Raw genomic sequence first — 24,568 nt, forward strand, 5'->3', positions numbered from 1 at the left:
CTACAAGGAGCTGCCGGGATGCGCTCATGGGGCGGAGGCGGCCGGCGTCGGCCGCAGGTGGCCCGGCGGCGGCGTGCCGGACGCGAGGCTCTCCAGATCGTGCACGATCGTGTCGATGCTGTTCTCCTGCGACATGCGGTGCAGGTTCAGGCGGAATTTGTTCAGCAGCCAGTCGTTGAAGATGACGTCGATCACCTCCTGGTGCAGGCCGGCCAGCGCGTGGTCGGCCACCACCACGCCGCCGCCCTGCTGCTCGAAATACGTGGCGTTGACCCACTGGTGGTTGTCGGCGGCGTGCGGATAGGGCATCAGGACGGCCGGCGTCTCGCAGCGGACGAGCTCGGCCAGCGTGCCGGCGCCGGCGCGGCTGAGCACGAGGTCGGCGGCCGACATCAGCACGCCCACGCGGTCGGAGAAGGCGACGAACGTGCTGCGGACCGCCTGGCCGCTCTTGCCGTGCAGCTCGCGCACGCCCTCGCTGCCCTTGCCGAGGCCGGTGACGCAGTAAACCTGGACGCCCTCGTGCGCGAGCGCCGCGAGGTTCTGCTCCGCCCACTGGTTGAGATTGCCCGAGCCCTGGCTGCCGCCGAGGATCACCAGCAGCTTCTGCGCGGGATCCAGGCCGAGCCGGGCGCGGGCCTCGTCGCGCGGCAGGCGGGTGATCTCGTTGCGCACCGGCAGACCGGTATGACGGACCATGACCCCGCGGATGCCCGGCAAGCGGACGCCCGGAGGCAGATAAAGGCGGGCGGCGAAGCGCGAGAGCACGCGGATGGCGAGGCCCGGCACGCGGTTGGCCTCGTGAAGGGCGACCGGGATGCCGCGCAGGCGGCCCGCCAGGACCACGCCGGCGTTGGTGAAACCGCCGAAGCCGATGATCGCGTCGGGCCGCGTCGCCCGCATGAAACGCAGGCTGAAGAGCAGGCCCTGCGTCTGCTTCCAGTGGAAGCGCAGGTGGACGTCGGGCCGCCAGCCGAAGGGCGCGCTCGGCACGCGCTCGGCGGGCAGGTGCGGGTATTTCTCCACCAGGCGGGTGTCCACCTTCTTGTGGCTGATGAAGAGCGTGACGGTGTGGCCGCGCGCGACCAGTGCCTCGGCCAGCGCGATACCCGGCGAGAGGTGGCCGCCGGTGCCGCCGCAGGCGATGATGAACCTACTCACGGAGTCACCTCCGTGAGAAACGCCAAATCACAAATGCCAAAGACCAAAGAACCCGCGGCTGGTTTTGGCGTCTGGCGTTTGGCGTTTTGAGATTTAGCAGTCACGCGATCACCTCGGTTAATGAACGTTTTCTGACCAGCGGCTTCGGCCGCTCCCAGGTGCGCTGGGAATTGATGATGACGCCGACCAGCAGGCCCATCAGGAGCAGGTTCGACCCGCCCGCGCTGATGAACGGCAGCGACATGCCCTTCGAAGGCAGCAGGCTGGTGACGACGCCGAGATTGATGATCGCCTGGAGGGTGATGAGCAGCACACAGCCTGTGACCAGCAAAAACTGGAACAGGTTCGGCGCGCGGCGCACGTGCATCAGGCCCGCGACAAAGATCGTCACGAACAGGGCGACGGTGAGCAGCGTGAAGATGAGGCCCATTTCCTCGCCCATGATGGCGAAGATGTAGTCGGTGTGCGCCTCGGGCAGGAACGCGTTCTGCTGGCGGCCGTTGCCGAGGCCGACGCCGTCCACGCCGCCGGCGGCGAACGCCAGCAGCGCCTGCCACGGCTGGTAGCCGGTGCCCTGGCGGTTGGCCTCGGGGTCGAGAAAGGACAGCACGCGCTGCAGGCGCACGGGATTGTTGGCCACGAGCACGATGAAGCCCAGCAACGCGGTCCCGATGCACGGCAGCAGGAACTTCAGCCGCGCCCCGGCGAGGTAGAGCAGGATGACGCCGATCGCGCCGAGCAGCATCGCCGCGCCGAAGTCCGGCTCGACGATCGCCAGCAGCGCGAAGACCCCGATCCACGCCAGCGGCAGCACGAAGCCGCGCCAGAAGTCATGGAGCCGGCTCTGGTTGACCGCCAGGTAGTGCGCGAGCGAGAAGATCAGCGCGAACTTGGCGAACTCCGTCATCTGCAGGCCGAGGCCGCCGATTCCGAGCCAGCGATGGCTGCCGTTGACCGGGTGCGTGAACAGCACCAGCACGAGCGAGACGAGCGAGACCGCCGCGACCACCCAGGCGAACCGGCGCAGGTGCTCGAGGTCGGCGATGGCCACCAGCCAGCCGGCGCCGATGGCGAGCGCGAGGAAGATGAACTGCTTGTAGAGGTAGGCGTAGGGCCCGCCCTTGATGGGCGAGCTCGCGCTGAACAGCACCACGAGCCCAAGCGAGACCAAGGCCGCCACACAGACGACAATGACACTCGCGGGGGTGATCGTGAGAGGTCGGCGAAGAACAGCGGCGCTCGGCGAACCCACCATGGCGGGGACGGTTTAGTTCTTCGGCGGCGTGGGCTTGGCGTCTTCCACCTTGATCGTCGGCACCTCGGTGCCGGCGTTCTTCAGACCCGAATCGAGATCCTGGCCGGGCGGCGGCGGGGCGATTTCAAAGTGCGGGGTGGCGGCCGGCGTGGCCGTGGCGGTCTCGGGGGGCGCCGCCTTGGTCGTGCCGCCCTTGGCGGTCGACGCGGCGGTGGTCGTGCCCTTCGTGCCGACGGCCTTGAAGCCGGGGATGATGAGCTGCTGGCCGGCGCGGACCTTGGAGGGGTCGGTGATGTTGTTGGCCGCGGCGAGTTCGCCGAGGGTCACCTGGTATTTGCGCGCGATGATGCCGAGGCTCTCGCCGACGGCGACGGTGTGCTTCACGACCTCGCCGTTCGCGGGCTTGGCGGCGGCGGACGTCGCCTGGGTGAGCGTGCCGAGATCGCGCGGCTTGTCCGTGGCGGGAGCCGGCGCGGCGCCGGGCTTGCCCGGGATGATGAGCTTCTTGCCCGGCTGCAACGCGGCCCCGACGGGCAGGTTGTTGGCCTTGGCCAGCTCGGCGACGGTCAGGTGATTCTTTTTCGCGATGGTCCAGAGGCTGTCCCCCTTGCCCACCGTGTAGGTGCTGACGGGAGCGACCTCGGCGGTGGCCTTGGCGGGCATGATCGCGACGGCGTTGGCGGAACCGGGGCGGGTCGGCGCGGCGTGGCCGGCCGGCGAGGCCGGATTGTAACCGACGGTGCTTGTGCCCAGGTCAACCGGCTGCGGGGCCGTCGGGGTGAACGTCACGGGCTCGACCGCGGCGCCGGTGGGCATGGTGGCATCAGGCGTGGGAATGTTGCGCGGGCCGGACTGGCAGCCGGGGCTGGCAAAAATGAAGATAAACGCGAGCAGGTGCACGGCGACGACTGCTCCGAAGATCTGGAGGATTTTCATGGCGATATATGAGGGCTGAGGTGGGAGATTTGCTATCTAAAAATGGGAGTTATTCACAGCTTTTCCACAATGATCGGGAGGGCCTGCCGCCCCATCCCGGCGCCGGCTGGCTGGCCCGGAAAGGCGATGCCGGCTGGCGTGGGTGGTGTTGCCCGATGGCTTGGCAGATCATGGCGCGGACGATCCCACTCAGACACCTTCCGCGGGCTGGCGTTCGGGCTGGCGCCCCAAACGCGCGCAAGCGTCGCGGAAAGGTAAGTGTCGTGGGTGATCGGCATGAAAGAAAGAGCAGGTGTTCGCTGACAGCAAATTTAGGTAAGGTTCCGATTGATAGTATAAAGAACCTGTCAGCGAACTCCTGCGAAAGTCTTGGCGGTGCGCACCAGCGGGCCCTCGGGGACCGCCTGCCCCTTGCGGAGGCGGCGCAGCTTGGAAAGGGAGCGGACGATCGGCTGCCGCAGCAGGATGAGGCTGGTGCGGGTGACGTCGCGGAAACTGGGCGTGGCTTCGAAGTTGTAGTCGATGGGCATGGGAAAGGCTCAGGACCGCAGCCCAAGCACGATGAAGGTGGCGAAGACGCAGGCCCAGACGCCGACGGCGATCAGGGTGCCGGGGGGAAAAGCCGGGCGGGAAGCAGTGACGGAGGGCAAGGGTTGTTCGGCGGGATCATCCAGCATGGTGTGAGGGGGTTGAAGTGAAGACGGGTGGGAAAATCAGCGGAGCTTGAGCGTTGCCAGCCCGGCCAGGGCGAAGCCGAGCGAGAGGACCCAGAAGCGCAGGACGACCTTCGTCTCCGGCCAGCCGCGCTTCTGGAAATGGTGGTGGATCGGCGCCATGAGGAAGAGCCGACGGCCCGTGCCGGTGCGGCGTTTCGTCCACTTGAACCAGCCGACCTGGAGGATGACCGAAAGCGCCTCCAGCACGAAGACCCCGCCGACAATCACCAGGGTGAGCGGCTGATGGATCATGAAGGCCATGACGCCGATGAGGCCGCCGAGGGCGAGCGAACCGGTGTCGCCCATGAACACCTCGGCCGGGTGCGAGTTGAACCAGAGGAAAGCCATGCACGCGCCGATCAGCGCGCCGCAGATCACGGTGAGCTCGCTCGTGCCCGGCACGTAGCTGATGAGCAGGTATTGGGCGGCGATGCTGTTGTCCGCGACGTAAGCCATGATGCCGAACACCAGCGCGACGGTGATCGTGCAGCCGACCGCCAGGCCGTCGAGGCCGTCGGTCAGGTTGATGGCGTTGCTGAAGCCGACGATCCAGAGGTAGATCAGCACCAGCAGCAGCCACCACGGCATATAGGGAATGAGCGCGGTCTTGAGGAAGGGCACCCAGAGCTCGCGGATCTTGGCCGAGCTCTGCGGGTGCCAGAGCAGCACGCCGAGCGCCACCAGCGTGGCGAGCGATTGCCAGGCGATCTTTTCCCAGGAGCGGATGCCGTCCTTGTTCTTGTGCACGACCTTCAGGTAGTCGTCGCGCCAGCCCGGCACCGTCAGGGCCGTGTAGACGAAAAGGGCGACGACCGTCCAGACGTTCGGCTCGGCCCAGAGCGCGGAGCTGGCGAAGACCGCGATGAAAATGATGAGCCCGCCCATCGTCGGCGTGTGCTTCTTGTCGAAGTAGGTCGCGCCCAGCGCCCCGGTGCGCTCGTCGATGTAACCGTGGCCGAACTTCAGCGCGCGGAAGCGGCCGATGAGCCATGGGCCGACGAGAAAGCCGATCACCAGCGCCGTGCCCGTCGCCATGACGGCGCGGAAGAGGTGCGACCCAAAGAGTCGCAGGGGGCCCCAGAGGTGCGCGTAGTTGGCGAGATAGCTAAGCATGGCGGGCCTGGATCTGCTGGAGGGTCTGCCAGATGCCCGCGCGCGGGCACGGCGCCGGCGTGCGGCGCGGCCATTCGCACCAGCGCGGCTCGAAGGGCGGCGTGGAGCCGGTGTCCGTCTTCGCCGGCACCGGACGGGTGGCCATGAGCCGGGCGGCCGCGGAGGTGGGGCTGAAATTAGTGCGCATGGGGCAGGGCTTTGGGGCCGGTCGCGGACCACAGGCTCCCGCGGGCCGCCGGCCGGCCGCGCGACAACATCGCGCACCAGCGGCTGTTCTTGAGCTGGATGGCGGCGAGGTGCTGGGTGTAACGGCGCAGCGCCTCGTCGCGCGCGGCGACGAACCGGCCGGCCTGGGCGGAGGGAGCGGGATCAGTGGGCATGGGCGGGAGCGTGCGGATCGAGCACGGTTTCGAGTTGGTAGCGGCGGCTGCCTTTCAGGAAGACGGCACCCTTGAAGCCGGCGAGGCGCTCGCGCACCGGCGCGACGTCGGCGATGACGGCGACCTGGGCCGGATCGTTGCCGTTTTCGAGCAGGCCCTCGCGGAGCGCGGCGGCCTGACTGCCGAGGGCGAAGAGGAAGTCGCCGCGCCGGAGGTGCAGCAGCCGGCCGAGCGAGCGGTGATAGGTGGCCGAGTCGGCGCCGAGTTCCTCCATCGAGCCGAGCACGTAGAGCCGCGGCAGGTCGGCCGGCACCGCCCCGTTGAATGCGTCGATCGCGTCGGTCATCGCGGCCGGGTTGGCGTTGTAGAAATCGCAATACACCGTGGCCTCGCCGCTCTGGCGGAGTTCGCCGCGCCACTTCGAGGGCGCCCAGTTTTCCAAGCGGGTCTGCAAAGCCGCGTCCTTCACGCCCAGCTCGGAAGCGAGCGTCAGGGCCAGCGCCGCGTTCTGCGCCATGCCGGCCGAGACGCGGCGGAGGACAAAGCGGCGGCGGCCCTCGAACGTCACCTCGGTGCGCTCGGGGCGATGGAAGACGCTGAATTTCACGGTGCGGGCCGGCACCTTGGCCGGGCCCTCGCTCTCCGGCACCAGCACGAGCGGGTTGGCCAGCGTCCGGAACGGCTCGTGGGCCCAGCAGGAAACGGGAAACACGGCGAGGCCGCCGGCGCGGTTGGCCGCGGGCAGCCGGGCCTTCTCGGCCGCCACGCCCGCCAGCGAGCCGAGTTTCTCGAGGTGCGCCGGCGCCACGAGAGTGACGACGCTGTGGTCGGGCTCGATCATCTCGGCCAGGCCGGCCATCTCGCCGGGCAGGCTGATGCCGGCCTCGATGACGGCCGCGCGATGCGCGGCGTCGAGCCGCGTGAGCGTCAGCGGGACGCCGATGTGATTGTTCAGGTTGCCCTCGGTCGCGAGGACGTCGGGGCTGCCGCCGAGCAGCAGCGCCAGCAGGTCCTTCGTCGAGGTCTTGCCCACGCTGCCGGTCACGCCGACCACGGTGCCGTGGAATTCGCGGCGGTGTTCGCGGGCGATGCGCTGGAAGGCGCCGAGCGGGTCGGCCGTCACCAGTTGCGGCAGCGTCGTCCCGGTGACCTCGCGGCCGACGAGCGCGGCGACCGCCCCACCCTGCTGCGCGCCCTTGAGAAAATCATGGCCGTCGCGCCGGTCCGTCCGGAGCGCGACAAACACCTGCCCCGCGCTCAGCGTGCGCGTGTCCTGGTTGAAGCCCGTGACCGCCCCGCCGGGAATGCGGGTCCAAGACCCGCCGGTCCACGTGGCGAGTTTTTCTGGGGAGAAGGCGGGCATAGTCGGGAGCTCAGGCGGGTTTGATGCTCTTGATGCCGATCAGCTCGCGGACGACCTGGCGGTCGTCGAACGGCACGATGGTGTCGGCGAGTTCCTGGTAATTCTCGTGGCCCTTGCCGGCGATCAGCAGGCAGTCGCCCGCACGGGCGGCGTCGAGCGCCAGGCTGATGGCGCGGCGACGGTCCTCGGTGAAGGTGATCTTCGCTGCGTCCGTCACCCCGGCCTGCATGTCGCCGAAGATCCGGCCGAGCGCCTCGCCGCGCGGGTTGTCGGCCGTGGCCCAGGCATGATCGGCGAACTCCTGCACGGCGCCGGTCATCAGCGGGCGCTTGCTGCGGTCGCGGTTGCCGCCGCAGCCGAACACCACGAACAGCCGGCCCGGCGTGATGGCGCGGAGCATGCCGAGGGCGTTGTGCAGCGCGTCGTCGGTGTGCGCATAGTCCACGAGGACATTGAAGGGCTGGCCTTCCTCGATCCGCTCCATGCGGCCCGGGACGCCGCCGAAACTCTTGAGCCGCGCGGCGATGACCGACGGATCGCGGCCCAGCGCGTAGCAGGCGGCAAAGGCGGCCAGCAGGTTGCTCACGTTGTAGCGGCCGATGAACGGGCTTTCGACCTCGATGCTGCCCTCGGGCCAGACGAGGCGGAGCAGCGTGTTCTTGAAATTCAAGCGGACGTGCTCGGCGCGGACGGTGGCCGCGGGCGATTCGCCGAAGGTGACGACCTTGACGGACGGCGGCACGGCCGCCGCGAGCTGCCGGCCGTAGGGATCGTCCAGGTTGATCGCCGCGGCGCGGGGCACCGGACCGGAGCCGCCGCCGAAGATCCGGGATTTCACCGCGAAGTATTCCTCCATCGTCCGGTGGTAATCGAGATGGTCGCGGGTGAGGTTGGTGAAAACCGCCACCCCAAACTGCATGCCGAGCACGCGGTGCTGGTCGATGCCGTGGGAGCTGACCTCCATGGCGGCCTGGCGGCAGCCGGCGTCGCGCATCTGGGCGAGCATCCCGTAGAGTTCGAGCGACTCCGGGGTCGTCCGGTAGGACGGCACGATGCGGGCGCCAAGGTCGTAGTGGACCGTGCCGATGAGGCCGACGCGCTGGGCCGGCGTCGCGAGCAGGTGCTTGATCAGGCTCGTGACGGTGGTCTTGCCGTTGGTGCCGGTCACGCCGACGAGGTCGAGGGCCTTGTCGGGGAAGTTGAAGTAGCGCTGCGACACCAGGGCGAGCGCCCGGCGGGCATCGGCGACCTGGAGGTAGGTCACGCGCGCGGCGGTGCCGGAGGGGATTCTCTCGCCCACGACGGCGACGGCTCCGCGCTGGATGGCCTCGTCCACGAAGGAGGTGCCGTCGGTCCGCCGGCCCGGCAGCGCGAAGAAGAGGTTGCCCGGCATCACGCGGCGGCTGTCCATCGCCAGGCCCGAGATCGGCCGGTCCAGGTCGCCCTTGCTCGAGAGAAATTCCCCGTCGCGGAAATAGTCGGAGAGCTTGGGAGCCATTTTGAAGATTCGCTGGGAGACGGGGTCGGCCGGGCGGGTGCGGGTTTTGGGCAGGGAGCGGAAGGCGGCGACGAGGGGATGATTGGGTGTGAGGTAGCCGATCACTGGGCACCTCCCGTCATGGCGAGGAGACTGTGGGTCACGGGCGGCACCGGCTTGATGTCGCGATACTGGATGAGCTGCTCGGCGATGTGCTTGAACGCCGGCGCCGCGACCACCCGGCCGTAGGCGATCCCGCCGGGCACATGGGCGTCATCCACGATGACCGAAAGCACCACTTCCGGACGGCTCGCCGGGAAGAAGCCGACAAAGGACGAGACGTGGCGGGTCGTGGAATACTTGCCGTCGATGATCTTCTGCGTCGTGCCGGTCTTGCCCGCGACCTCGAAGCCCGCGATGTCGAAGCCCTTGGCCGTGCCCTCGCGGACGACGCCCGTGAGCAGCTGCGCGAGAAGCGCCGCGGTGCTCGGCTTGAGCGCCGCGTCGCGCCGCTCCGGCGCAAACGAGCGGATGACGTTCCCGTTGGCGTCCTTGATGGCCTTGATGATCTGCGGGCGGAGGAGCACGCCGCCGTTGGCGACGGCGCTCATCGCCATGTGGATCTGCAACGGGGTCGCCGAGACCGCATGGCCCATCGGCATGCGCGTGATCGTGAGTCCGTCCCACTTGGCGGGCGCGGCGAGCGAGCCGCGGACCTCGCCCCCGAGGGCGAAACCGGTCAGCTGGCCGAAGCCGTATTTGCGCGCATAGTCGTAGAAGCGGTCCTCCCCGAGCTTCATGGCGAGCTGGGCGGCGCCGCGGTTGCTGGAGTGCGCGACGATGTCCGCCACGCTCAGCATCCCGAACGGCTCGTCCTCCTTCGGCAGCTTGAGGGTCTTGCCCTTGTAATCGATCATGGGGTTGCCGCAGTCGAACATCGAGCCGGGCATCACCAGCCCCTCGTTGAGCGCGGCGCCGGCCGCCACGATCTTGAAGGTCGAGCCGGGCTCGATCGTGTCGGTGACGGCGCGGTTGTTGAGCGCGGTGAGCGGCGCCTTGCTGTATTCGTTCAGGTTGAAGCTCGGATAGTTCGCCATGCCGAGGATTTCCCCGGTCATCGGGTCGCTCGCGATGATGGTGGCGAAGTTCGGCTGGTATTTGTCCGCGATGGCCTTCAGCTCGTCCTCGATGATGTGCTGCACGACCGAGTCGATGGTCAGCACGACATCGTTGCCGTCCTGCACCGGCACCTCGCGGGAGCGGAACTGGGCGAGTTCGCGGCGGGCGCCGTCCTTCTCCGATTCGATCCAGCCATCCTGGCCTTTCAGGTAGAGGTCGAACCGGGACTCGGCGCCGCTCTGGGGCGAGCCTTCCTTGTTCACGAAGCCGATCAGATGTGCGGCCAGCCCGTCACCCGGGTAGACCCGGCGGTAGACGCGCTCGGCGGTGAGACCGCGGATGTTCAGGGCGGCAATCTTGTCGAAGACCGGATCGGTGACCCCCTCGCGCAGTTTGACCCAGCGATCCTTCGTCAGGCCGTCGACCTTGCCATCGCGCTTGTCGAGCTCGGGCTTGATGGGGCGCATGGTGGGCACGAAGGCCTGCTCCACCTCGGCGGTGGACAGGCCGAGCAGGGCGGCGAGCTGGACGCGCTTGGCCTGCTCCTCAGCGGCCCGGCGGACGCGCTTGGCGGGGTTCTTCTCAATCTGGAGGTATTCGTCGAGCGACCAGGCGTCGACCGCCACGGTCATCTCGGAGCGGCTGGTCGCGAGCAGGTTGCCGCGCGCGTCGAGAATGGCGCCGCGGCGGGCGTGCTCGACGACGATCTGGCGGCGGGCCTTGTCGACGAAGCGCAGCAGCTCGTCGCGGTCGATCACGTGGAGGAACACCAGGCGCACGCCCACCGCCATGAAGCAGGCGACGACCCCGAGGGAGAGGAACGTCAGGCGGTTGTTGGCGAAACCCTTGGACATCGGCGCGGCTTAGCGGAGGGAGGCGGTGATGACGCGGAAGGCGGGGGCGCTGTCGCCGGCGGAGGCCGACGCCAGGCCGAAGATCTCGCGGTTGCGCTTGGCGGCGAGGCGGAGTTCGGGCGAGCCGTCGACACGGACGACCTGGGGCTCCTTGGGCGTGGCGAGGCCGAGGCGCATGGCCTCGTTCTGCTGCATCAGGGTGCCCGGGCTCGCGGCGGTGGCGATCTCGGCGTTCACCTCGTCGAGGCGGCGCTCGACATCGTTGAGCCTCGTCACGAGGGCGCGGCTGCGGTTGGCGGTCGAGGAGATTTCCTGGCGCACCCAGACGGCCCCGAGGCCGAGGGAGCCCGAGAAGACGAGCAGGAGCAGGGTCAGGGCGATGAGCCGGTTGATGAAGGCGTTGGCCGGGGGTGGTTTCATGGCGGCGACGGGTTCAGAGTTTGCGCAGGGCGCGCAGCTTGGCGGAGCGGCTGCGGGGATTGGCGGAAAGTTCGGCCTCGGAGGGCGTGAGCGGCTTGCGGGTGAGCGGCTCGGCGTGCTTGGCCCGGAGCTGCTGCGGCGTGGCGTCGTTGGCGTCGACCGGCTGGCCGCACATCGCGCGGAAGAACTGCTTTACCGGCCGGTCCTCGAGCGAATGGAAGCTGATGACGGCGAGCACGCCGCCGGAGGCGAGCTTGGCGAAGGCCGCCGGCAGCGCGCGCTCGATGGCGCCGAGCTCGTCGTTGACGGCGATGCGTATGCCCTGGAAGGAGCGGGTGGCGGGATGGATGCGGCTCGCGCGTTTGACGGCGGCCGGGAGGGCGTCGGAAATCAACTGCGCCAGCGAGGCGGTGCGGGCCAGCGCGCCGGTGCCGCGCGCGGCCTCGAGGGCGGCGACGACGCGGCGCCAGCTGTTTTCCTCGCCGTAGTCGCGGATGGCGCGGACGAGCGAGTCGTGCGAGGCCACCTCGAGCCACTTGGCCGCCGGCGAGCCGGAGCGCGGGTCCATGCGCATGTCGGCCGGGGCGTCGTTGCGGAAGGCGAAGCCGCGGTCGGCTTCGTCGAGCTGGAAAGACGAGACGCCGAGGTCGAAGAGGATGCCGGCGAAACCCGTTTCGGGCAGCGTGGCCAGGTCGCCGAAGTTCAGGTCGACCAGGCGGAAGGTGGCGGGGAACTCGGCCCGGAGGGACTCCGCGCGGGGCTGGGCGGCGGGATCGCGGTCCAGGGCGACCACGGAGGCTCCGGTCGCAAGGATGGCGCGGGTATGGCCGCCGCCGCCGAAGGTGCAATCAAGGTGGCACGAGCCCGGGAGCGGCGCGAGGTATTCGAGAACCTCGTGCAACATCACGGGTTGGTGCCCCGGGGTCATGGCGCGGGAGGAAAGCTCAAGAGCGGGCGCGGGCATGGAGTTTCTTCCACGGGAGGGCGATCGAGATCGGCTCGCGCAAGAGGGAGCGGCGGTTCGCGCAGAAAACAGGGGACAGCTTGGGCAACGGTTGGGGCCGGATGAACGTGATGAGTGTTTTCATGGTTAGAGTCCGATGCGGCGCATCATGTCGCCGAAGTTCTCGCCCGTGGTGCTGCGCGACATCTCGGTCCAGCGCGCCGGGCTGAGGATGTTGAAGGTGTCGCCCATGCCGCTGAGGACCGCGTCCTTCGCGATGCCGGCGTGCTTGAGCAGGTCGGCGCTCACGCCGAAGCGGCCCTGCTTGTCGAAGGTGAACGAGAGCGCCTCGGAAAAAATCTTGGCCTTCACGGCCTGCGCGTCGCGATCCGACAGCTTCATGTCGGCGATCTGCGCGAGGAGCTTGTCCACGCGGGCCGGCGGCAGCACGGCGATGTAGGAATCGGGATGCGGAATCGCCAGAAACGTCTCCTCGTCCGTGTGCACCCAGCGCCAGACGGACGGAATCGTGAGACGATTCTTGTCGTCGAGCGTGTGCTCAAAACGGCCGGAATAAACGGTTGTGCGTGATTGCGCCATGAGAGGTGTCCCGAGGCCCCTTCCCCCAAGACGCCCCATTTCTCCCCATTTACCTCCCTGCAAGCAAGTAAAAACCAGCCTAGAAATGTCAAAATTTGTTCACAAATTGCTACCAAGCCGGAAGCAACCAAAGTGTCAGATTCCAGGGGTCACCCCGATTGGATGAAGTCATGCCGACGGGAAGAAACACGCCGATCACGTTGGCCTTGCCGCCTGAATCGCTTCCGAAGCGATCTGCATGAACTCGGCCCGATGAGTTTACCGCTCTACCGCCTGGGCAATTTGCAGGATCGAGGGGCTGTTGCCCGGGATTGTGTAAGTTCCCGGCCAAAGACCAGGATCAGCCTGAACAAGCCAGACCGACAGTATCTCAGACAGTGGTTTTTCTCTTCGTGGCGTACCTGCGAAAATCCATAAACTGCCGCTTCTGTTGGAGCGCCATTTGCCGGGCGGCTTCTTGCAACCGCCGCGCATGCGAACCCGTCAGCGTCCGGGCATAGCCCATCAGGTCTCCGATCGGCGCACTGCCGTTCCAACCTCCGCTCCGCAGATGCGCGGAAGCGATCAACCCCGCCCATTGGTCGGCAAAGTCATCGTAGTCGGCGGCGGTGAGCATGCCAAGGTCGAGCCGGTCCTCGACCGGCTGCAGTTCACGCAGGAGGTAGGCAACCGGTTGCGTCCGGGTCCATCCGAGGTGGGCCACCGGCACATACTGCATGAAGTTCTGCACGGTTGCGACCCGCTCCGCCTCGTTCTCCCACCGGGGCTGACGCACCTTGAGCCACTGGCGGGGGGCGTCAGGCACCGCCTGTTTCATGTCCATCAGGCTCGGAAGTCTCTTGCCTCTCACCAAGACGACGAACCGCTCCACGCCCAGGCTCCCGTTGCCGGCGATCCGGCCGCAGATGTCCTCGATCCGATAGAAGCCGGGGTCCGGCTGCCGGCGGGCCCACGCTTGAAAAATCTGTCGCACGCGTCGCCTGGTGGCGGCGTCGATGGCGTAGGTCCGGCCTTCCTTGATCCTCAGTTTACCCCGGATGAGTCGGGGCGCGAGAAACTCCTTCCGCCGGCGCACCTGCACATTCGCGAGCAGGGTGGCGATGGGGCCGCGCGCCACCTCCGGTTCGATGTGCTGCGGCTTTCCCGTCAACAATCGTTCCCGGTATGCGGCCAGAAACCGGCGGGCCCGCGCCGGCTGGCCGAGCAGATACAACCCGGTCAGGGCCCGGCCGATCTCCCAGTGCACCGGGGCAAGGCAGGCCTCGTCGAAATCGTTGAGATCAAAGTAGGGAACGCGGTTGTCTCCCTTGTAACTCCCGACATTTTCCAAGTGGGCATCGCCGCAGATCCACACCGCCGGGGCAGCCGGGAGTTTCCGGCGGGCCCAGCCCTCGTAGAACAGCGGGGCGGTGCCGCGAAAAAAAGCGAAAGGGCTTTCCCGGATCTTGTCCCACTTGAGCGCCAGCAGCCGGGGGTTCCGGCCGCGATGATAGGCCAGGATGAAGTCGACCGTGTTCATGCCCGGTTCAGCCCTGCCCCGAGGACGGGCCCGTCTTTTTGCCGATGTCGATAAAGACGAAGTCAATGAAGCTGACTTTCAGCGACCGGACGCTGGCCGCGAGGACCTGGAATTTCTTTTCCTCGATCTCCCTTAACACCGGGGTCGCATGGTCCGGCGTGTCGGGATTCTTCGCCAGTTTCTCATGCTTCCGGCGCTGGTGGTCCAGTTTCCGCGTGATGTGCACCACCTCGTCGATTTTCGAGGCCCGGGCGATCCGCCCCCAGGCGATCTCATGGATCAACTCCTCGGCGTTGCGCAGGTCTTTGACCACATCCATGCACAGGTCGGCGCCGGGCTGCTCGTGGTCGATACTCTCGATGTAGCGGGCGGCGAGTTCAATCTTGGCGTTGTTGATCCGCCGCTGACGCTCGGTAATGATTACAACTGTCGCCAGGGTGGCGATCAAGGTGGAGAGCGTCCGGAGGACAAGATCGGAGACTGCGTTCATGCGTGGGAATTGCGCGGTCGCGCCGGTTGGCGGAAAATAAGGCCGGGCGGTTTCCGAAGACGAGCCTGAAGCGCCCGGGCCCGCTGTATTTGGACATGGCTGTAAACCCGCCGGCACAAGTTTTGTGCGCATCCTCCAAATTCGCCGGCATGAGCTCCGCTCGCTGTCGGCATAAGCAGTTCAATTTACACCTCAAAACGGCCCTCCCTGTCGGGTTGAGTTGTGATTTCTTGCATGAACCACCCCTGGGGACCCCTTCCCTTGCCCACCGACCTCAGGCCTGCTCGTCGCCCGTCACGAAATGGCAACCCTTGCTGATGGGATTCAGCGCCGCGGCGTGGACAACCAGCAAGGCGGTCTGCACGGCGTTGCGCAGCTCGATCAACTCGGCGGACGGACGGCAGTCGCGGTAGAACGCCTGGATGTCCTCGCGCAGCTCCAAAAGGATGCGCCGCGCCCGGGCCAGCCGGCGTGGCGAGCGGATGATGCCGGCGTAATTCCACATCGTCGTCCGGATCTGGTGCAGGTCCTGCCGCACGAGCATCGGGTCCGCCGCCTTCGCCGGGCTCGTCCAGTCCTTGGGCACCGGCAAATGAAACTGTCCCGCCGACAATTCCGCTCCGTCGGCCGCCGCCGTCGCCTTGGCGCCGACCAGGCACTCGAGCAGCGACGTGCTGGCGAGACGGTTGGCCCCGTGGAGCCCGGTGCAGGCGGTCTCGCCGATGGCGTTCAGGTGGCGGACATTGGTGCGGCCCTGCAGGTCCGCGTGCACCCCGCCGCAGGAGAAATGCGCCGCCGGCACGACCGGGATGCGCTCGCGCGTGATGTCCACCCCGCCCGCCAGACACCGCTGATAAATCCCCGGGAAACGTTCGCGGATGAAATCCGGTTTCAGCGCGGCGAGATCAAGATAAACGCACGCCTCGCCGGTGGTGGCGAGATGCTGCTTGATGGCGCGGGCCACCACGTCGCGGGGCGCGAGCGAGCCGAGCGGATGAAGGCCATCCATGAACCGCCGGCCTGCCGCGTCGACGAGCACGGCTCCTTCCCCGCGCAGCGCCTCGGTGATGAGGAACGGCGCCGCGCCGGGCGCGCTGAACACCGTCGGGTGAAACTGCACGTATTCGAGATCCATGAGCCGTGCACCGACGCGGTAGGCCATTGCCACGCCGTGCCCGACGCTGCCGGGCTGGTTGGTAGTATGCAGGAAAATCCCGCCCAGACCACCGGTCGCGAGCACGGTCTTCTTCGCCACGAACGCAACCACCTCGCCGGTCGCCGTGTCGAGCGCGTAGCAACCGAAACAGGTCAGCGGCTCGTAGCGGTCGCGCGCCTCGCTCGAATTGTGCGAGAGGGTCAGCAGGTCGATGGCCGCGAAGCCGCTGCGGCGCGTGATGCCGGGCGTCGTGTCCACTTTTCGCACCAGGGCGTCGAGGATCGCGTGGCCGGTGGCATCCTTCGCGTGGATGATGCGGCGCGCGGTGTGCCCGCCCTCGCGCGCCAGGTCGAGCCGGCCGGCGGCGTCGCGATCGAACTCCACATGCAGCTCGTCGAGCAGCAGCTCCTTCACCGCGGCCGGACCGTCGCGCACGAGTTGTTCGATCGCCGCGGCGTTCGCCGTCCCGTCGCTGGCCTCGAGGATATCCTTGGCCAGCTGGGCCGGATCGGGACTCGTATCGTAGATGATGCCGCCCTGCGCCCAGTCGCTGTTGGCCCGCAGCGGCTCGCCGAGCGAAAGCAACTCCACCTTGAACCCGCCGCGGGCGGCATGCCACGCATACGCGGACCCCGCGAGACCGGCGCCGAGGACGAGGCAGTCAGTGTGGATCGTTTTCATGCCGGGAAATCAGCGGAACCAAACCAAGGCATTGGTAGCCGCAAAAAGGCACAAAGATATCCGTCGGCAAACGAAGCTCCCGATGCGCCTATGGGCGCGCGGTGATTTCTCACTGGCATGACAAAGTCCCTTTGTGCCTTTTTGTGGCCATAAATCTTCTTACTTCAGGACCGTCAGGCTCAGGTCGACGGCCACCGCCGAGTGCGTAAGCGCCCCGATGCTGATGACATCGACGCCGGGAATGGCGTAATCGTGGAGCGTCTCGAAGCGAACCCCGCCCGAGACCTCGATGGTCGCGCGGCCGGCAATCAGGCCCACCGCCCGGTGCACCTCGGCCGGCGTCATGTTGTCGAGCAGGATGGCCCCGGCCCCCGCCCGGCAGGCTTGGCTGACCTGGCCGAGGGTCGCGGCCTCGACCTCGATCTTGGCGGTGTGCGGGGCGGCGGCCTGTGCCAGGCGCACGGCCCGGGTGAGCGAGCCGGCGGCGGCGGTGTGATTGTCCTTGATCAGCACGTGCTCGCCAAGCGACGAGCGGTGGTTGAAACAGCCACCGCAGCGCACGGCGTATTTCTCGAGCGCCCGGTAACCGGGCGTGGTCTTGCGCGTATCGACGATACGGACACCCGTGCCGCGCACGGCGTCGGCAAAACGCCGGGCCTGCGTCGCGATGCCGCTCAGCCGCTGCAGGAAATTGAGCGCGGTGCGCTCGGCCGTGAGCAGCGCCACCGTCGGTCCCTCCACCCGCAGGACGGCCCGGCCCCGGGGCACGCGGTCGCCGTCCGCCGCCAGCAGCTTCACCTTCAGGCCCGGGTCGACGCGCGTGAAGACCGCCGCGGCCACCTCGAGTCCGCAGATGACCAGATCCTGCTTGGCGTCGATGACGGCACGGCTGCGGTGCTTCGCCGGGAAGATGGCGCGGCTGGTCAGGTCGCCGAGGCCGGCGTCCTCCTCAAGCGCGAGGTCGATCAAATGGGCGGTGCGAACGTCGTTCATCGGATTCAGTTTTTGGGCGTGAGCTCGAACATGCGCTCGATGCTGCGGGCGGCGCGGCGGCGCAGGTTCTCATCGAGCGTGATGATCTGGTCGGGCCGCGGGGCGGTCATGACCTGGAGCACCTTCTCGAGGGAGTTAAGTTTCATGTAGGGACAGAGGCGGCAGCCGCCGATGAAACGCTTCTCCGGGGTCTCCACCTGCAGGCGGCCGACGAGGCCGCACTCGGTCAGCATGAGGAAATACGGTGCCGGTGTGTTCTTCACATATTTCATCATCGCTCCGGTGCTGCCGACGAAATCCGCGGCGGCGGCCACCTCGGCGGTGCACTCGGGGTGCGCGACAACCTTGAGCCCGGGAAAACGGGCGCGCGCCGCGGTGACGTCCGCCGCGGTGAACTGGTCGTGCACGATGCAGGTGCCATCGGACGAGACGATCTCCTTGTCGACGCCGCGGCGCTTCAGCTCGGCCCGGACGTTGTCGGCCATCAGCCGGTCGGGCACGAAAAGGATGCGCTTCTCCGGCAATCCAGCGACGATGTCATAGACATTGCCCGAGGTGACGCAGACGTCCGACTCGGCCTTCACCTCGGCGGTGCTGTTGATGTAACAGACCACGGCGGCGTCCGGATAGAGCGCCTTGAGGCGGCGCACCCCCTCGCCCGTGATCGAGTCGGCCAACGAGCAGCCGGAGCCCCGGTCGGGCACCACGACGGTGGCTTGGGGCGAAAGGATCTTCGCCGTCTCGGCCATGAAAACGACCCCCGCAAAAACGATCTTTTTCGCCCGCGAATCGCGCGCCTGCTGGCTGAGGAAGTAGGAGTCACCCTTGAAGTCACCCACCCCGTAGATGATCTCCGGCTCGACATAAGAATGCGTGAGGATGACGGCGTCCTGCTCCCGCTTGAGCCGGTTGATCTCAAGCGTGAGCGGGGCGAGGCGCCGGCAGTCCTCGTAGTTCCACTGGCGGCCCGGTTCGCAATCGACATGCAGCAGCGCCCGGAAGAGCCGGTCGGCTTCCGCGTCAATCGCGGTGGATACAAGCTTACTCACCGGCAGTTTGGTTGAGGGTGTGGGCATGGCGGAGTCCGTAAAGCACGAGTTCGGGGACGACCTCGTCAAAGAGATTTTCCGACAAAAACATCCGGGCAAAACCACCCGTCCCGATTACCTGCGGCTGCCGGCCGTTGAAGGCCTCGATGGACACAAGCGAGATCAGGTGCCGCACCGCGCCCACGTGGCCGTGGAAGAGGCCCGACTGGATGCTCTCCACCGAAGAGCGGCCAAGCGCCACCTCCGGCCGGGCGATCTCGACCCGCGGCAACTTGGCCGTGTGGCTGGCCAGCGTCTCCGCCGAGACGCCCACGCCCGGCAGGATGGCGCCGCCGAGGTAGTCGCCGGTCGCGGTGATGACCTCGATGGTGGTCGCGGTGCCCAGGTCCACCACGAGCAGGTCCCGCGCGGGATGCCGCTGCACCGCGGCGATGGCGTTGGCGATCCGGTCCGCACCGACCTCGAGCGGGTTGCGGTATTTGATTTTGAGACCGGTCTTCACCCCCGCCTGCAGGATGAAGGGCTCGCAGCGGAAATATTTCTCGGCGGCCCCGCGCAGGCTGTAGAGCGCGGCGGGCACCACGGAACAGATCGCCACGCTCGTCACCTTCCGCGGATCGATGCCGTTCTCGCGCAGCACGGCGGTGAAGAAGATGCCCAGCTCGTCGGTCGTGCCGAGCGGCGAGGTGGACTTGCGGAACTGGACGAGCAGCGTGTCACCGTCGAACACGCCGCCGTGGATCTGGGTGTTGCCGACATCAAGACAGAGCAGCATGCAGGGGTTGGGCTGAGGTTGAGGGGAGCAGGAAAGTCGTCATGAGCCGCTGTTCCAGCAACTCCGCGAGTTCGCGTCGCGTCGCGCAGCGCACGACCGGGCCGCCACCCGGCCCGTGCAACTGCGCCGGAAATTCCGCGCCGTCCGCCCGCTCCGACAGGTCGTTGTGCACGACCCAGTCCGCGCCGGAATGGCCGAACAACGTCCGCACCGCCTCATGGGCGGCGGCGGCCGTCGCGCCATTCGTCAGCTTGAAGGCGACGACCTGCAGCACGGGGTTGCGGCTGCGCGCCCGCAGCGAGTCCACCAGCTTGGGATTGGGCCGCAAACGCAGCGCGACCGGCGCGCCGCCGGACTCGAGCTTGGCCGCGCCGGGCGGGCCGGCCCGGTCGCCAACGACCACGGCCTCGATGCCGAAATCGCCCACTGCCGCCGCATGAATGATGGCGTCAAAACGTTCCTGACCCAACAGCCTGGTCAGCGCGGCGTCGAGTTCGGCAAAGGTGAGGAACGTCTCCTCGCGACAACCCGGTGCGGCCGCGGCGCTCCGCGCCCGCAGGAGAACCACGTCATGCCCTCGCCCGGAGAAATAATCGGCCAGGCCCGCGCCGGTGCGGCCGGTGCTGGTGTTGGTAAGCACGCGCACACCGTCGATCGGTTCGGCGGTGCCGCCGCTCGTGATGAGCACGCGCAGCCGTCGCGCGGGGCGGGCCAGCGCGGCCTCCACCACCGCGATGATGTCCGCCGGCTCGGCGAGCCGGCCCTCGCCGGTCTCACCGCAGGCGGTGCGCCCCTCCCCGACCGGCAGGAAGCGCACGCCCCACTCGCGCAGTTTTTCCGCCGCTGCCTGCGTCGCGGGATGCGCCCACATGGCGGGATTCATCGCCGGCGCGACGAGCCACGGCTTCTTCCGGTCATGGGCGAGGAACAACGCCCCGGTCAGGTCGTCGGCCAGGCCCGCGGCCAGGCGGTTGATTGTGTTGGCGGTGGCCGGACACACCAGCACCGCATCCGCCCAGCGGGTGAGATTGATGTGCTCCAGTGCGGCGCCGGGAGCGAACAGATCGGTCAGCACCGGCGTGCCCGTCAGGCCTTCCAGCGTGGCGGGGCCGATGAACCTGAGCGCGGACTCCGTGGCCACGGTGCGCACTCGGTGCCCGCGTTGCACCAGCTGCGAGACCGCCTCGCAGGCCTTGTAGCCGGCAATGGAGCCCGTGAGGACGAAGAGGAGGTTAGAGCCGGACATTGTCGATGAGGCGGACCCCTTCCACCCGCACGGCGCCCAGGCGCACACCCGCGTCGTCGGCCACGTAGTCCACCTCGAAGCCCTCAGCCCGCAGGTGCTCGGCCGCGCGGTCGGCGGCCGGCGATTCCCGAAGGATTTCCGGAAACGCGGCCGCATGGATCCGACCGGCGGGCGACAGCCGGGCGTTGCGCGAACTGAGCGCCAGCCCGTCGGCGGCCCGCACGGTCGGGCAGGCCACGATCTCCCCCGGCAGGAACAGCGCCTCGGCCATGCCGCGCACGAGCTGGAGCTGCTGCCAGTCCTTTTCCCCAAAATAGGACCGGTCCGGCCGAACCAGGTTGAGCAGCTTCAGCACGACGGTGAGCACGCCGTCGAAATGCCCCGGTCGGTGCGCCCCCTCCCAACGGCGGCTGAGTTCGCCCTCGGTCACCCGGTAGCGGTAATCGTCCGGGTAGAGCTCGGCCGCCGGCGGCGCCAGCACGTCGTCGACCAGGCCCCCGGCCAGCGCCACGTCGGCCGCGAGCGTGCGCGGGTAGCGCGCGAGGTCGGCCGGGTCGTTGAACTGCGTCGGGTTCACAAAAATGCTCAGCACCACGCGGTCGTTCTCGGCCCGGGCGCGTTCCAGCAGCGCGCGATGCCCGGCGTGCAACGCCCCCATGGTCGGAACGAAGCCGACGGTGCGCCCGGCAAAATCTTGGCCGGCGCGCGCCTGCCGCCATTCGGTCAGGGAGTGATACACCTTCATGCCAGCACCTCCTCGGGCGCGGGGAAACGCGCCGCCCGCACATCGCGCACGAACGCATTGACCGCCGCCAGCGCCGCGGCGTGTCCGTCCTGGTAGCGGCGAACAAACCGCGGGCGAAACTCGGCGTCGAACCCCAGCAGATCGGCCGACACCAGCACCTGTCCGTCGGTGTCTCCGCCCGCCCCGATGCCGATGGTGGAAATGGCCAGCGCCCGGGTGACGTCGGCCGCCAGCGCCGCCGGCACGCATTCGAGCACGAGCGCGAAGGCGCCAAGCTTTTCCAGACTGCGGGCCTCCGCCATGAGCCGGCTCGCGGCCTCGGTGGTGCGGCCCTGCAGGCGGAAACCACCCAACTGGTGCACCGATTGCGGCGTCAGCCCGAGATGGCCCATGACGGGAATGCCGCTTTCGACCAGATGCGAAATGATATCCTCGTGGCCGGCCACGCCCTCGATTTTGACGGCCGTGGCACCGGCCTGCATCAGGGTGCCGGCGGACCGGACCGCCTCCTCGCGACCGCGCCGCACACTGAGAAACGGCATGTCGGCAATCACCACGGCCGCGGGAGCGCCGCGGCGCACGGCGGCGGTATGCACGGCCATCATCTCCACCGTGGCGTGGATCGTGGACGGAAATCCGTGCACAACCATGGCCGCGCTGTCGCCGACCAGGATGGCGTCGACCTCGGAGGCCGCGAGGAGGCGGGCCATCAGGGCATCGTAGGCCGTGAGGATGACGACCGGTCGCTCCTCCCGCTTGGCGCGGGCAAAATCGAGGATGCTTTTCACGCCGGCCTGTCAGTTGTCCGGCAACGGAAAACCTGCGGGCGGCAGTGGTGGGACTGGAGTGCTTGTCGCATGGCGATCAGGCCTGGTGTCCGAAGACGGAGGGTGGTGGTTGAATGTCCGGTCGCGACCGAGTTCGCGCCAGACCCGGAACTGATTGGCCACCTTTGCCCGGTCCGCAACTCAAAAGGCGCACCGGCCCCCCGCCGGCCGCCGACAACCGCCTTGCCTCCGGACCGTTCCGGGCAAATTTTATGACGTGGCGCTGCGTTACCTGACCATCGACTTCAATTCCTTCTTCGCCTCGGTGGAGCAGCAGGAACGCCCGGAGCTGCGCGGCCAACCGGTCGGCATCGTGCCCGTGATGGCGGAGACCACCGGCTGCGTCGCCGTCAGCCTCGAGGCCAAGGCGATGGGCCTGAGCCGCAACACCCGCGTGTCCGACGCCCGCCGGCTTTGCCCCGGCATCATCATCGTCGAGGCCCGCCCGGAAACCTACATCAACTATCACCGCCGGCTGAAGGACGTCATCGCCTCCCTCGTCCCCGACCTCGAGGTCCAGTCCATCGACGAGGTGACCGCCCACCTGCATGCGATGCTGTCGCGGGCCGAGGCCGAGAAGCTGGCCCGACAGATCAAGGCCAAGATCACCCGCGAGGTCGGTCCCCTGCTCCGCAGTTCCATCGGCATCGCACCGACCTGGTTGCTGGCGAAGGTCGCCTCCGACATGCAGAAACCCGACGGCCTTGTCATCCTCGACGAGGAGGATGTCCCTGCGAAGCTGCTCCACCTCAAGCCCGGCGACATCGCCGGCATCGGCCCGAACATCCAGCGCCGCCTCGGCGAGCACGGCATCACGACGATGACGCAGCTCTTCGCCGCCACGATGGCGGAGTTCCGCGGCATCTGGGGCGGAGTCCGCGGCGAACAGATCTGGCGGCTGCTGCACGGCGAGGATCTCCCCTACTTCGAGCAGAAGACCGGCCAGAGCATCGGACACGGCCATGTGCTCCCGCCGGCCAAACGCAACCACACCGACGCCCTCGCCGTGCTGCACCGCCTGCTGCAGAAGGCGGCGATGCGGCTGCGTCATTCCCAGCTCTACGCCGGCGCGCTGAGTGTCTCGGTGGATTACGCCGACGAGACGCACTGGTCGGGCGAACTGCAGCTCACGGAAACGCAGGACTCGCTGCGGCTCACCCACGCGCTGAACGACCTGTGGCACAGGCGGCCCGAGAAATCCGCCCGGCGCACGCCGCTGCGCATCGGCGTGCATCTCACCCGGCTGATCGACCTGAAGCTGCACACGCCCGACCTGTTCGAGGAGCAAACCGAGAAAACCCGCGGCAAGCTCTTCGAGGCGGTCGACCACCTGAACAAGGTTCTGGGCAAGAACACGGTCTACCTCGGCGGGGCGCACGGCGCCACGCAGGACGCGCCGATGCGCATCGCCTTCACCCGCATCCCCGAGCCGGAGATCGAGGAGATCGACCGCAGCTATGCGGGCCGGCTCAAGAAGCCGCAGAAGCCCGCACCGCCCGAGCCGGAAGCGTGGTAGCGGCCGTGTTTCCGGGCTTCACTTCCCGGGCATCTTGCTGATAGCTGCTCCCATGCAAGCGCCCACGGACGTCCAGCTCATCGGCCCGGAGGTCGCCCTCCGCTGGGCGGACGGCCACGAAAGCTTCATCTCGTTCGCCACGCTGCGCGCGGCCTCGCCCAGCGCGGAGGTGCAGGGCGAGCGCGACATCTTCGGCCACCAATACGGCGGCGAGGCGCCGCGGAACTTCGTGGGCATCGAGGTGACCGGCTGGGAGCGCATCGGCAACTACGCCATCCGCTTCGAGTTCAGCGACGGCCACCGCACGGGCCTCTACAGCTACGAGCTGCTGCGGCAGCTCGGGGACGTCTCAAAAGGCTGAGGACCGATGGAGGCGGGACTATCAGTCCCGCGGGGCATACGCCGCGCTGCCCCAAACCCGCGGGACTGATAGTCCCGCCTCCATCACCTTCCCGCGACCACGCCGCGCTCGCTCTTCTCGACAAAGTTGAGGAAGTGCCGGAAATCGGGGCTCGATCCCAACGCGTGCGCGTGCATCGACTCGAAGGCCTGGGTGCGGTTGTGGCCGGCGCGGTAGAAGACGCGAAAGGCCTGCTTCACCGCCTCCAGCCGCTCGGGCGCGAAGCCGTTGCGCTCGAGCCCGACCTTGTTGATCGAGCGCGCGATGGCGGGATTGCCGTCGGCGATGATGAACGGCGGCACGTCCTGCACGATCTTCGACATCGCGCCGATCATGGCGTAGGCGCCGACCCGGCAGAACTGGTGCACGCCGCACTTGGCGCCGAGCCCCACATAGTCCTCCACGATCACGTGGCCGGCCAGACCGACCGAATTGCTCGCGATGATGTGGTTGCCCAGCTGGCAGTCGTGCGCGACGTGGCTGTAGGCGAGGATGGTGTTGTCGCTGCCGATGACCGTGAACTCGCCGTCCTTGGTGGCGGCGTGGACGCTGACGTATTCGCGGAAGACGTTGCGGTCGCCGATGCGCACGCCCGGCCGGCCGCCCTTGTATTTCAGGTCCTGCGTCTTGGAGCCGATGCAGGTGAAGGGGAAGAGCTCGCACTGCGCCCCGACGGCGGTGAACCCCTCCACGCTGGCGTGGTGGTGCAGCACGGTGCCGGGGCCGATGACCGAGGCGGCGCCAACCAAGGCGTAGGCGCCGATGACGACATCGTCGCCCAATTCCGCGCCGGGCTCGACGATGGCGGTGGGGTGGATCTGCTTGGCCATGGGC

General features: G+C 67.9%; 28 protein-coding genes. 2 read left to right on the forward strand and 26 right to left on the reverse strand.

Features of this window, described 5'->3' with window-relative positions:
* Nucleotides 1-24: 24 nt before the first annotated feature.
* The 25 genes from BLU29_RS01315 to panB form a co-directional block, all read right to left on the reverse strand.
* Entirely contained in the window at nt 25-1,161 is a 1,137-nt protein-coding gene (locus BLU29_RS01315; protein ID WP_091054782.1) for a UDP-N-acetylglucosamine--N-acetylmuramyl-(pentapeptide) pyrophosphoryl-undecaprenol N-acetylglucosamine transferase, read from the reverse strand.
* Between the two features lie 100 nt (nt 1,162-1,261).
* On the reverse strand, nt 1,262-2,416 hold the full coding sequence (locus tag BLU29_RS01320; RefSeq protein WP_091054783.1) for a putative peptidoglycan glycosyltransferase FtsW: 1,155 nt from the start codon (nt 2,414-2,416) through the stop codon (nt 1,262-1,264).
* A gap of 12 nt (nt 2,417-2,428) precedes the next feature.
* Nucleotides 2,429-3,352, reverse strand: coding sequence for a LysM peptidoglycan-binding domain-containing protein (locus BLU29_RS01325; RefSeq protein WP_091054784.1), 924 nt, complete (start codon nt 3,350-3,352; stop codon nt 2,429-2,431).
* 53 nt (nt 3,353-3,405) lie between these two features.
* On the reverse strand, nt 3,406-3,630 hold the full coding sequence (locus BLU29_RS18270) for a hypothetical protein (protein WP_172830180.1): 225 nt from the start codon (nt 3,628-3,630) through the stop codon (nt 3,406-3,408).
* A gap of 69 nt (nt 3,631-3,699) precedes the next feature.
* Nucleotides 3,700-3,882: a hypothetical protein gene (locus BLU29_RS01330; protein ID WP_091054785.1), complete on the reverse strand. Its 183-nt coding sequence runs from the start codon at nt 3,880-3,882 to the stop codon at nt 3,700-3,702.
* A 9-nt stretch (nt 3,883-3,891) separates the two neighbouring features.
* A complete protein-coding gene (locus BLU29_RS17770) occupies nt 3,892-4,029 on the reverse strand; it encodes a hypothetical protein (protein WP_157693547.1) in 138 nt (45 codons plus the stop codon).
* A gap of 36 nt (nt 4,030-4,065) precedes the next feature.
* Nucleotides 4,066-5,181, reverse strand: a complete 1,116-nt coding sequence (gene mraY, locus BLU29_RS01335) for a phospho-N-acetylmuramoyl-pentapeptide-transferase (RefSeq protein WP_091054786.1) — start codon at nt 5,179-5,181, stop codon at nt 4,066-4,068.
* The gene (locus BLU29_RS01340) at nt 5,174-5,368 is read right to left on the reverse strand and encodes a hypothetical protein (protein WP_091054787.1); all 195 of its coding nucleotides are present in this window, start codon (nt 5,366-5,368) and stop codon (nt 5,174-5,176) included. Before BLU29_RS01340 ends, mraY begins: the two co-directional genes overlap by 8 nt.
* Nucleotides 5,358-5,561: a hypothetical protein gene (locus BLU29_RS01345; protein WP_091054788.1), complete on the reverse strand. Its 204-nt coding sequence runs from the start codon at nt 5,559-5,561 to the stop codon at nt 5,358-5,360. Before BLU29_RS01345 ends, BLU29_RS01340 begins: the two co-directional genes overlap by 11 nt.
* Nucleotides 5,551-6,924, reverse strand: a complete 1,374-nt coding sequence (murF, locus tag BLU29_RS01350) for a UDP-N-acetylmuramoyl-tripeptide--D-alanyl-D-alanine ligase (RefSeq protein ID WP_091054789.1) — start codon at nt 6,922-6,924, stop codon at nt 5,551-5,553. The genes BLU29_RS01345 and murF overlap by 11 nt, the downstream gene beginning before the upstream one ends.
* 10 nt (nt 6,925-6,934) lie before the next feature.
* Nucleotides 6,935-8,527 carry a UDP-N-acetylmuramoyl-L-alanyl-D-glutamate--2,6-diaminopimelate ligase gene (locus BLU29_RS01355; RefSeq protein ID WP_091054790.1) on the reverse strand — a complete coding sequence of 531 codons (1,593 nt, stop codon included), beginning with the start codon at nt 8,525-8,527 and terminating at the stop codon, nt 6,935-6,937.
* A complete protein-coding gene (locus tag BLU29_RS01360) occupies nt 8,524-10,374 on the reverse strand; it encodes a penicillin-binding protein 2 (protein WP_091054791.1) in 1,851 nt (616 codons plus the stop codon). Before BLU29_RS01360 ends, BLU29_RS01355 begins: the two co-directional genes overlap by 4 nt.
* A 9-nt stretch (nt 10,375-10,383) precedes the next feature.
* Nucleotides 10,384-10,794 (reverse strand): hypothetical protein, encoded by a 411-nt coding sequence (locus BLU29_RS01365; protein ID WP_091054792.1) that lies wholly within the window; start codon nt 10,792-10,794, stop codon nt 10,384-10,386.
* A 13-nt stretch (nt 10,795-10,807) separates the two neighbouring features.
* Entirely contained in the window at nt 10,808-11,758 is a 951-nt protein-coding gene (rsmH, locus tag BLU29_RS01370) for a 16S rRNA (cytosine(1402)-N(4))-methyltransferase RsmH (RefSeq protein ID WP_231962285.1), read from the reverse strand.
* Nucleotides 11,739-11,882, reverse strand: a complete 144-nt coding sequence (locus BLU29_RS17775) for a hypothetical protein (protein ID WP_157693548.1) — start codon at nt 11,880-11,882, stop codon at nt 11,739-11,741. The genes rsmH and BLU29_RS17775 overlap by 20 nt, the downstream gene beginning before the upstream one ends.
* Before the next feature lie 2 nt (nt 11,883-11,884).
* Nucleotides 11,885-12,337, reverse strand: coding sequence for a mraZ (locus BLU29_RS01375; protein WP_231962286.1), 453 nt, complete (start codon nt 12,335-12,337; stop codon nt 11,885-11,887).
* A gap of 370 nt (nt 12,338-12,707) precedes the next feature.
* On the reverse strand, nt 12,708-13,856 hold the full coding sequence (locus BLU29_RS01380) for a DUF2252 family protein (RefSeq protein WP_091054794.1): 1,149 nt from the start codon (nt 13,854-13,856) through the stop codon (nt 12,708-12,710).
* 7 nt (nt 13,857-13,863) lie between these two features.
* The gene (locus BLU29_RS01385; RefSeq protein WP_091054795.1) at nt 13,864-14,346 is read right to left on the reverse strand and encodes a hypothetical protein; all 483 of its coding nucleotides are present in this window, start codon (nt 14,344-14,346) and stop codon (nt 13,864-13,866) included.
* 274 nt (nt 14,347-14,620) lie between these two features.
* The gene (locus BLU29_RS01390) at nt 14,621-16,183 is read right to left on the reverse strand and encodes an FAD-dependent oxidoreductase (RefSeq protein WP_091054796.1); all 1,563 of its coding nucleotides are present in this window, start codon (nt 16,181-16,183) and stop codon (nt 14,621-14,623) included.
* 159 nt (nt 16,184-16,342) lie between these two features.
* Complete coding sequence (gene nadC / locus BLU29_RS01395) at nt 16,343-17,176, reverse strand: carboxylating nicotinate-nucleotide diphosphorylase (RefSeq protein WP_091054797.1); 834 nt, start codon at nt 17,174-17,176, stop codon at nt 16,343-16,345.
* A gap of 5 nt (nt 17,177-17,181) precedes the next feature.
* Nucleotides 17,182-18,252 carry a quinolinate synthase NadA gene (gene nadA, locus BLU29_RS01400; RefSeq protein ID WP_091054798.1) on the reverse strand — a complete coding sequence of 357 codons (1,071 nt, stop codon included), beginning with the start codon at nt 18,250-18,252 and terminating at the stop codon, nt 17,182-17,184.
* The gene (locus BLU29_RS01405; RefSeq protein WP_091054799.1) at nt 18,218-19,000 is read right to left on the reverse strand and encodes a type III pantothenate kinase; all 783 of its coding nucleotides are present in this window, start codon (nt 18,998-19,000) and stop codon (nt 18,218-18,220) included. Before BLU29_RS01405 ends, nadA begins: the two co-directional genes overlap by 35 nt.
* Nucleotides 18,984-20,246, reverse strand: coding sequence for a bifunctional phosphopantothenoylcysteine decarboxylase/phosphopantothenate--cysteine ligase CoaBC (gene coaBC, locus BLU29_RS01410; RefSeq protein WP_091054800.1), 1,263 nt, complete (start codon nt 20,244-20,246; stop codon nt 18,984-18,986). The genes BLU29_RS01405 and coaBC overlap by 17 nt, the downstream gene beginning before the upstream one ends.
* A complete protein-coding gene (panC, locus tag BLU29_RS01415) occupies nt 20,233-20,991 on the reverse strand; it encodes a pantoate--beta-alanine ligase (RefSeq protein ID WP_091054801.1) in 759 nt (252 codons plus the stop codon). The genes coaBC and panC overlap by 14 nt, the downstream gene beginning before the upstream one ends.
* Nucleotides 20,988-21,779, reverse strand: a complete 792-nt coding sequence (gene panB, locus BLU29_RS01420; RefSeq protein WP_091054802.1) for a 3-methyl-2-oxobutanoate hydroxymethyltransferase — start codon at nt 21,777-21,779, stop codon at nt 20,988-20,990. Before panB ends, panC begins: the two co-directional genes overlap by 4 nt.
* A gap of 256 nt (nt 21,780-22,035) precedes the next feature.
* Between panB and BLU29_RS01425 the strand changes: the two genes are divergently transcribed.
* Both BLU29_RS01425 and BLU29_RS01430 read left to right on the forward strand, forming a co-directional pair.
* The gene (locus tag BLU29_RS01425) at nt 22,036-23,334 is read left to right on the forward strand and encodes a DNA polymerase (protein ID WP_172830181.1); all 1,299 of its coding nucleotides are present in this window, start codon (nt 22,036-22,038) and stop codon (nt 23,332-23,334) included.
* Nucleotides 23,335-23,386: 52 nt separating this feature from the next.
* Entirely contained in the window at nt 23,387-23,695 is a 309-nt protein-coding gene (locus tag BLU29_RS01430) for a DUF971 domain-containing protein (RefSeq protein WP_091054804.1), read from the forward strand.
* Nucleotides 23,696-23,778: 83 nt separating this feature from the next.
* Here BLU29_RS01430 and lpxA read toward each other — a convergent pair whose 3' ends face one another.
* The gene (gene lpxA / locus BLU29_RS01435; RefSeq protein WP_091054805.1) at nt 23,779-24,564 is read right to left on the reverse strand and encodes an acyl-ACP--UDP-N-acetylglucosamine O-acyltransferase; all 786 of its coding nucleotides are present in this window, start codon (nt 24,562-24,564) and stop codon (nt 23,779-23,781) included.
* Nucleotides 24,565-24,568 lie beyond the last annotated feature (4 nt).

The organism is Opitutus sp. GAS368, assembly GCF_900104925.1.
GTDB lineage: Bacteria > Verrucomicrobiota > Verrucomicrobiia > Opitutales > Opitutaceae > Lacunisphaera.

Bases quoted from the DNA above. Each gene is read 5' to 3' on its own strand.
- BLU29_RS01345 (WP_091054788.1), bottom strand. From the start codon at position 5,561: ATGCCCACTGATCCCGCTCCCTCCGCCCAGGCCGGCCGGTTCGTCGCC.
- BLU29_RS01380 (WP_091054794.1), bottom strand. From the start codon at position 13,856: ATGAACACGGTCGACTTCATCCTGGCCTATCATCGCGGCCGGAACCCC.
- mraY (WP_091054786.1), bottom strand. From the start codon at position 5,181: ATGCTTAGCTATCTCGCCAACTACGCGCACCTCTGGGGCCCCCTGCGA.
- BLU29_RS01385 (WP_091054795.1), bottom strand. From the start codon at position 14,346: ATGAACGCAGTCTCCGATCTTGTCCTCCGGACGCTCTCCACCTTGATC.
- BLU29_RS01390 (WP_091054796.1), bottom strand. From the start codon at position 16,183: ATGAAAACGATCCACACTGACTGCCTCGTCCTCGGCGCCGGTCTCGCG.
- murF (WP_091054789.1), bottom strand. From the start codon at position 6,924: ATGCCCGCCTTCTCCCCAGAAAAACTCGCCACGTGGACCGGCGGGTCT.
- coaBC (WP_091054800.1), bottom strand. From the start codon at position 20,246: ATGTCCGGCTCTAACCTCCTCTTCGTCCTCACGGGCTCCATTGCCGGC.
- BLU29_RS17770 (WP_157693547.1), bottom strand. From the start codon at position 4,029: ATGCTGGATGATCCCGCCGAACAACCCTTGCCCTCCGTCACTGCTTCC.
- BLU29_RS01360 (WP_091054791.1), bottom strand. From the start codon at position 10,374: ATGTCCAAGGGTTTCGCCAACAACCGCCTGACGTTCCTCTCCCTCGGG.
- BLU29_RS17775 (WP_157693548.1), bottom strand. From the start codon at position 11,882: ATGAAAACACTCATCACGTTCATCCGGCCCCAACCGTTGCCCAAGCTG.
- BLU29_RS01430 (WP_091054804.1), top strand. From the start codon at position 23,387: ATGCAAGCGCCCACGGACGTCCAGCTCATCGGCCCGGAGGTCGCCCTC.
- BLU29_RS01330 (WP_091054785.1), bottom strand. From the start codon at position 3,882: ATGCCCATCGACTACAACTTCGAAGCCACGCCCAGTTTCCGCGACGTC.
- BLU29_RS18270 (WP_172830180.1), bottom strand. From the start codon at position 3,630: ATGCCGATCACCCACGACACTTACCTTTCCGCGACGCTTGCGCGCGTT.
- BLU29_RS01340 (WP_091054787.1), bottom strand. From the start codon at position 5,368: ATGCGCACTAATTTCAGCCCCACCTCCGCGGCCGCCCGGCTCATGGCC.
- BLU29_RS01325 (WP_091054784.1), bottom strand. From the start codon at position 3,352: ATGAAAATCCTCCAGATCTTCGGAGCAGTCGTCGCCGTGCACCTGCTC.
- BLU29_RS01365 (WP_091054792.1), bottom strand. From the start codon at position 10,794: ATGAAACCACCCCCGGCCAACGCCTTCATCAACCGGCTCATCGCCCTG.
- BLU29_RS01375 (WP_231962286.1), bottom strand. From the start codon at position 12,337: ATGGCGCAATCACGCACAACCGTTTATTCCGGCCGTTTTGAGCACACG.
- rsmH (WP_231962285.1), bottom strand. From the start codon at position 11,758: ATGCCCGCGCCCGCTCTTGAGCTTTCCTCCCGCGCCATGACCCCGGGG.
- nadC (WP_091054797.1), bottom strand. From the start codon at position 17,176: ATGAACGACGTTCGCACCGCCCATTTGATCGACCTCGCGCTTGAGGAG.
- panC (WP_091054801.1), bottom strand. From the start codon at position 20,991: ATGAAGGTGTATCACTCCCTGACCGAATGGCGGCAGGCGCGCGCCGGC.
- BLU29_RS01405 (WP_091054799.1), bottom strand. From the start codon at position 19,000: ATGCTGCTCTGTCTTGATGTCGGCAACACCCAGATCCACGGCGGCGTG.
- nadA (WP_091054798.1), bottom strand. From the start codon at position 18,252: ATGCCCACACCCTCAACCAAACTGCCGGTGAGTAAGCTTGTATCCACC.
- lpxA (WP_091054805.1), bottom strand. From the start codon at position 24,564: ATGGCCAAGCAGATCCACCCCACCGCCATCGTCGAGCCCGGCGCGGAA.
- BLU29_RS01320 (WP_091054783.1), bottom strand. From the start codon at position 2,416: ATGGTGGGTTCGCCGAGCGCCGCTGTTCTTCGCCGACCTCTCACGATC.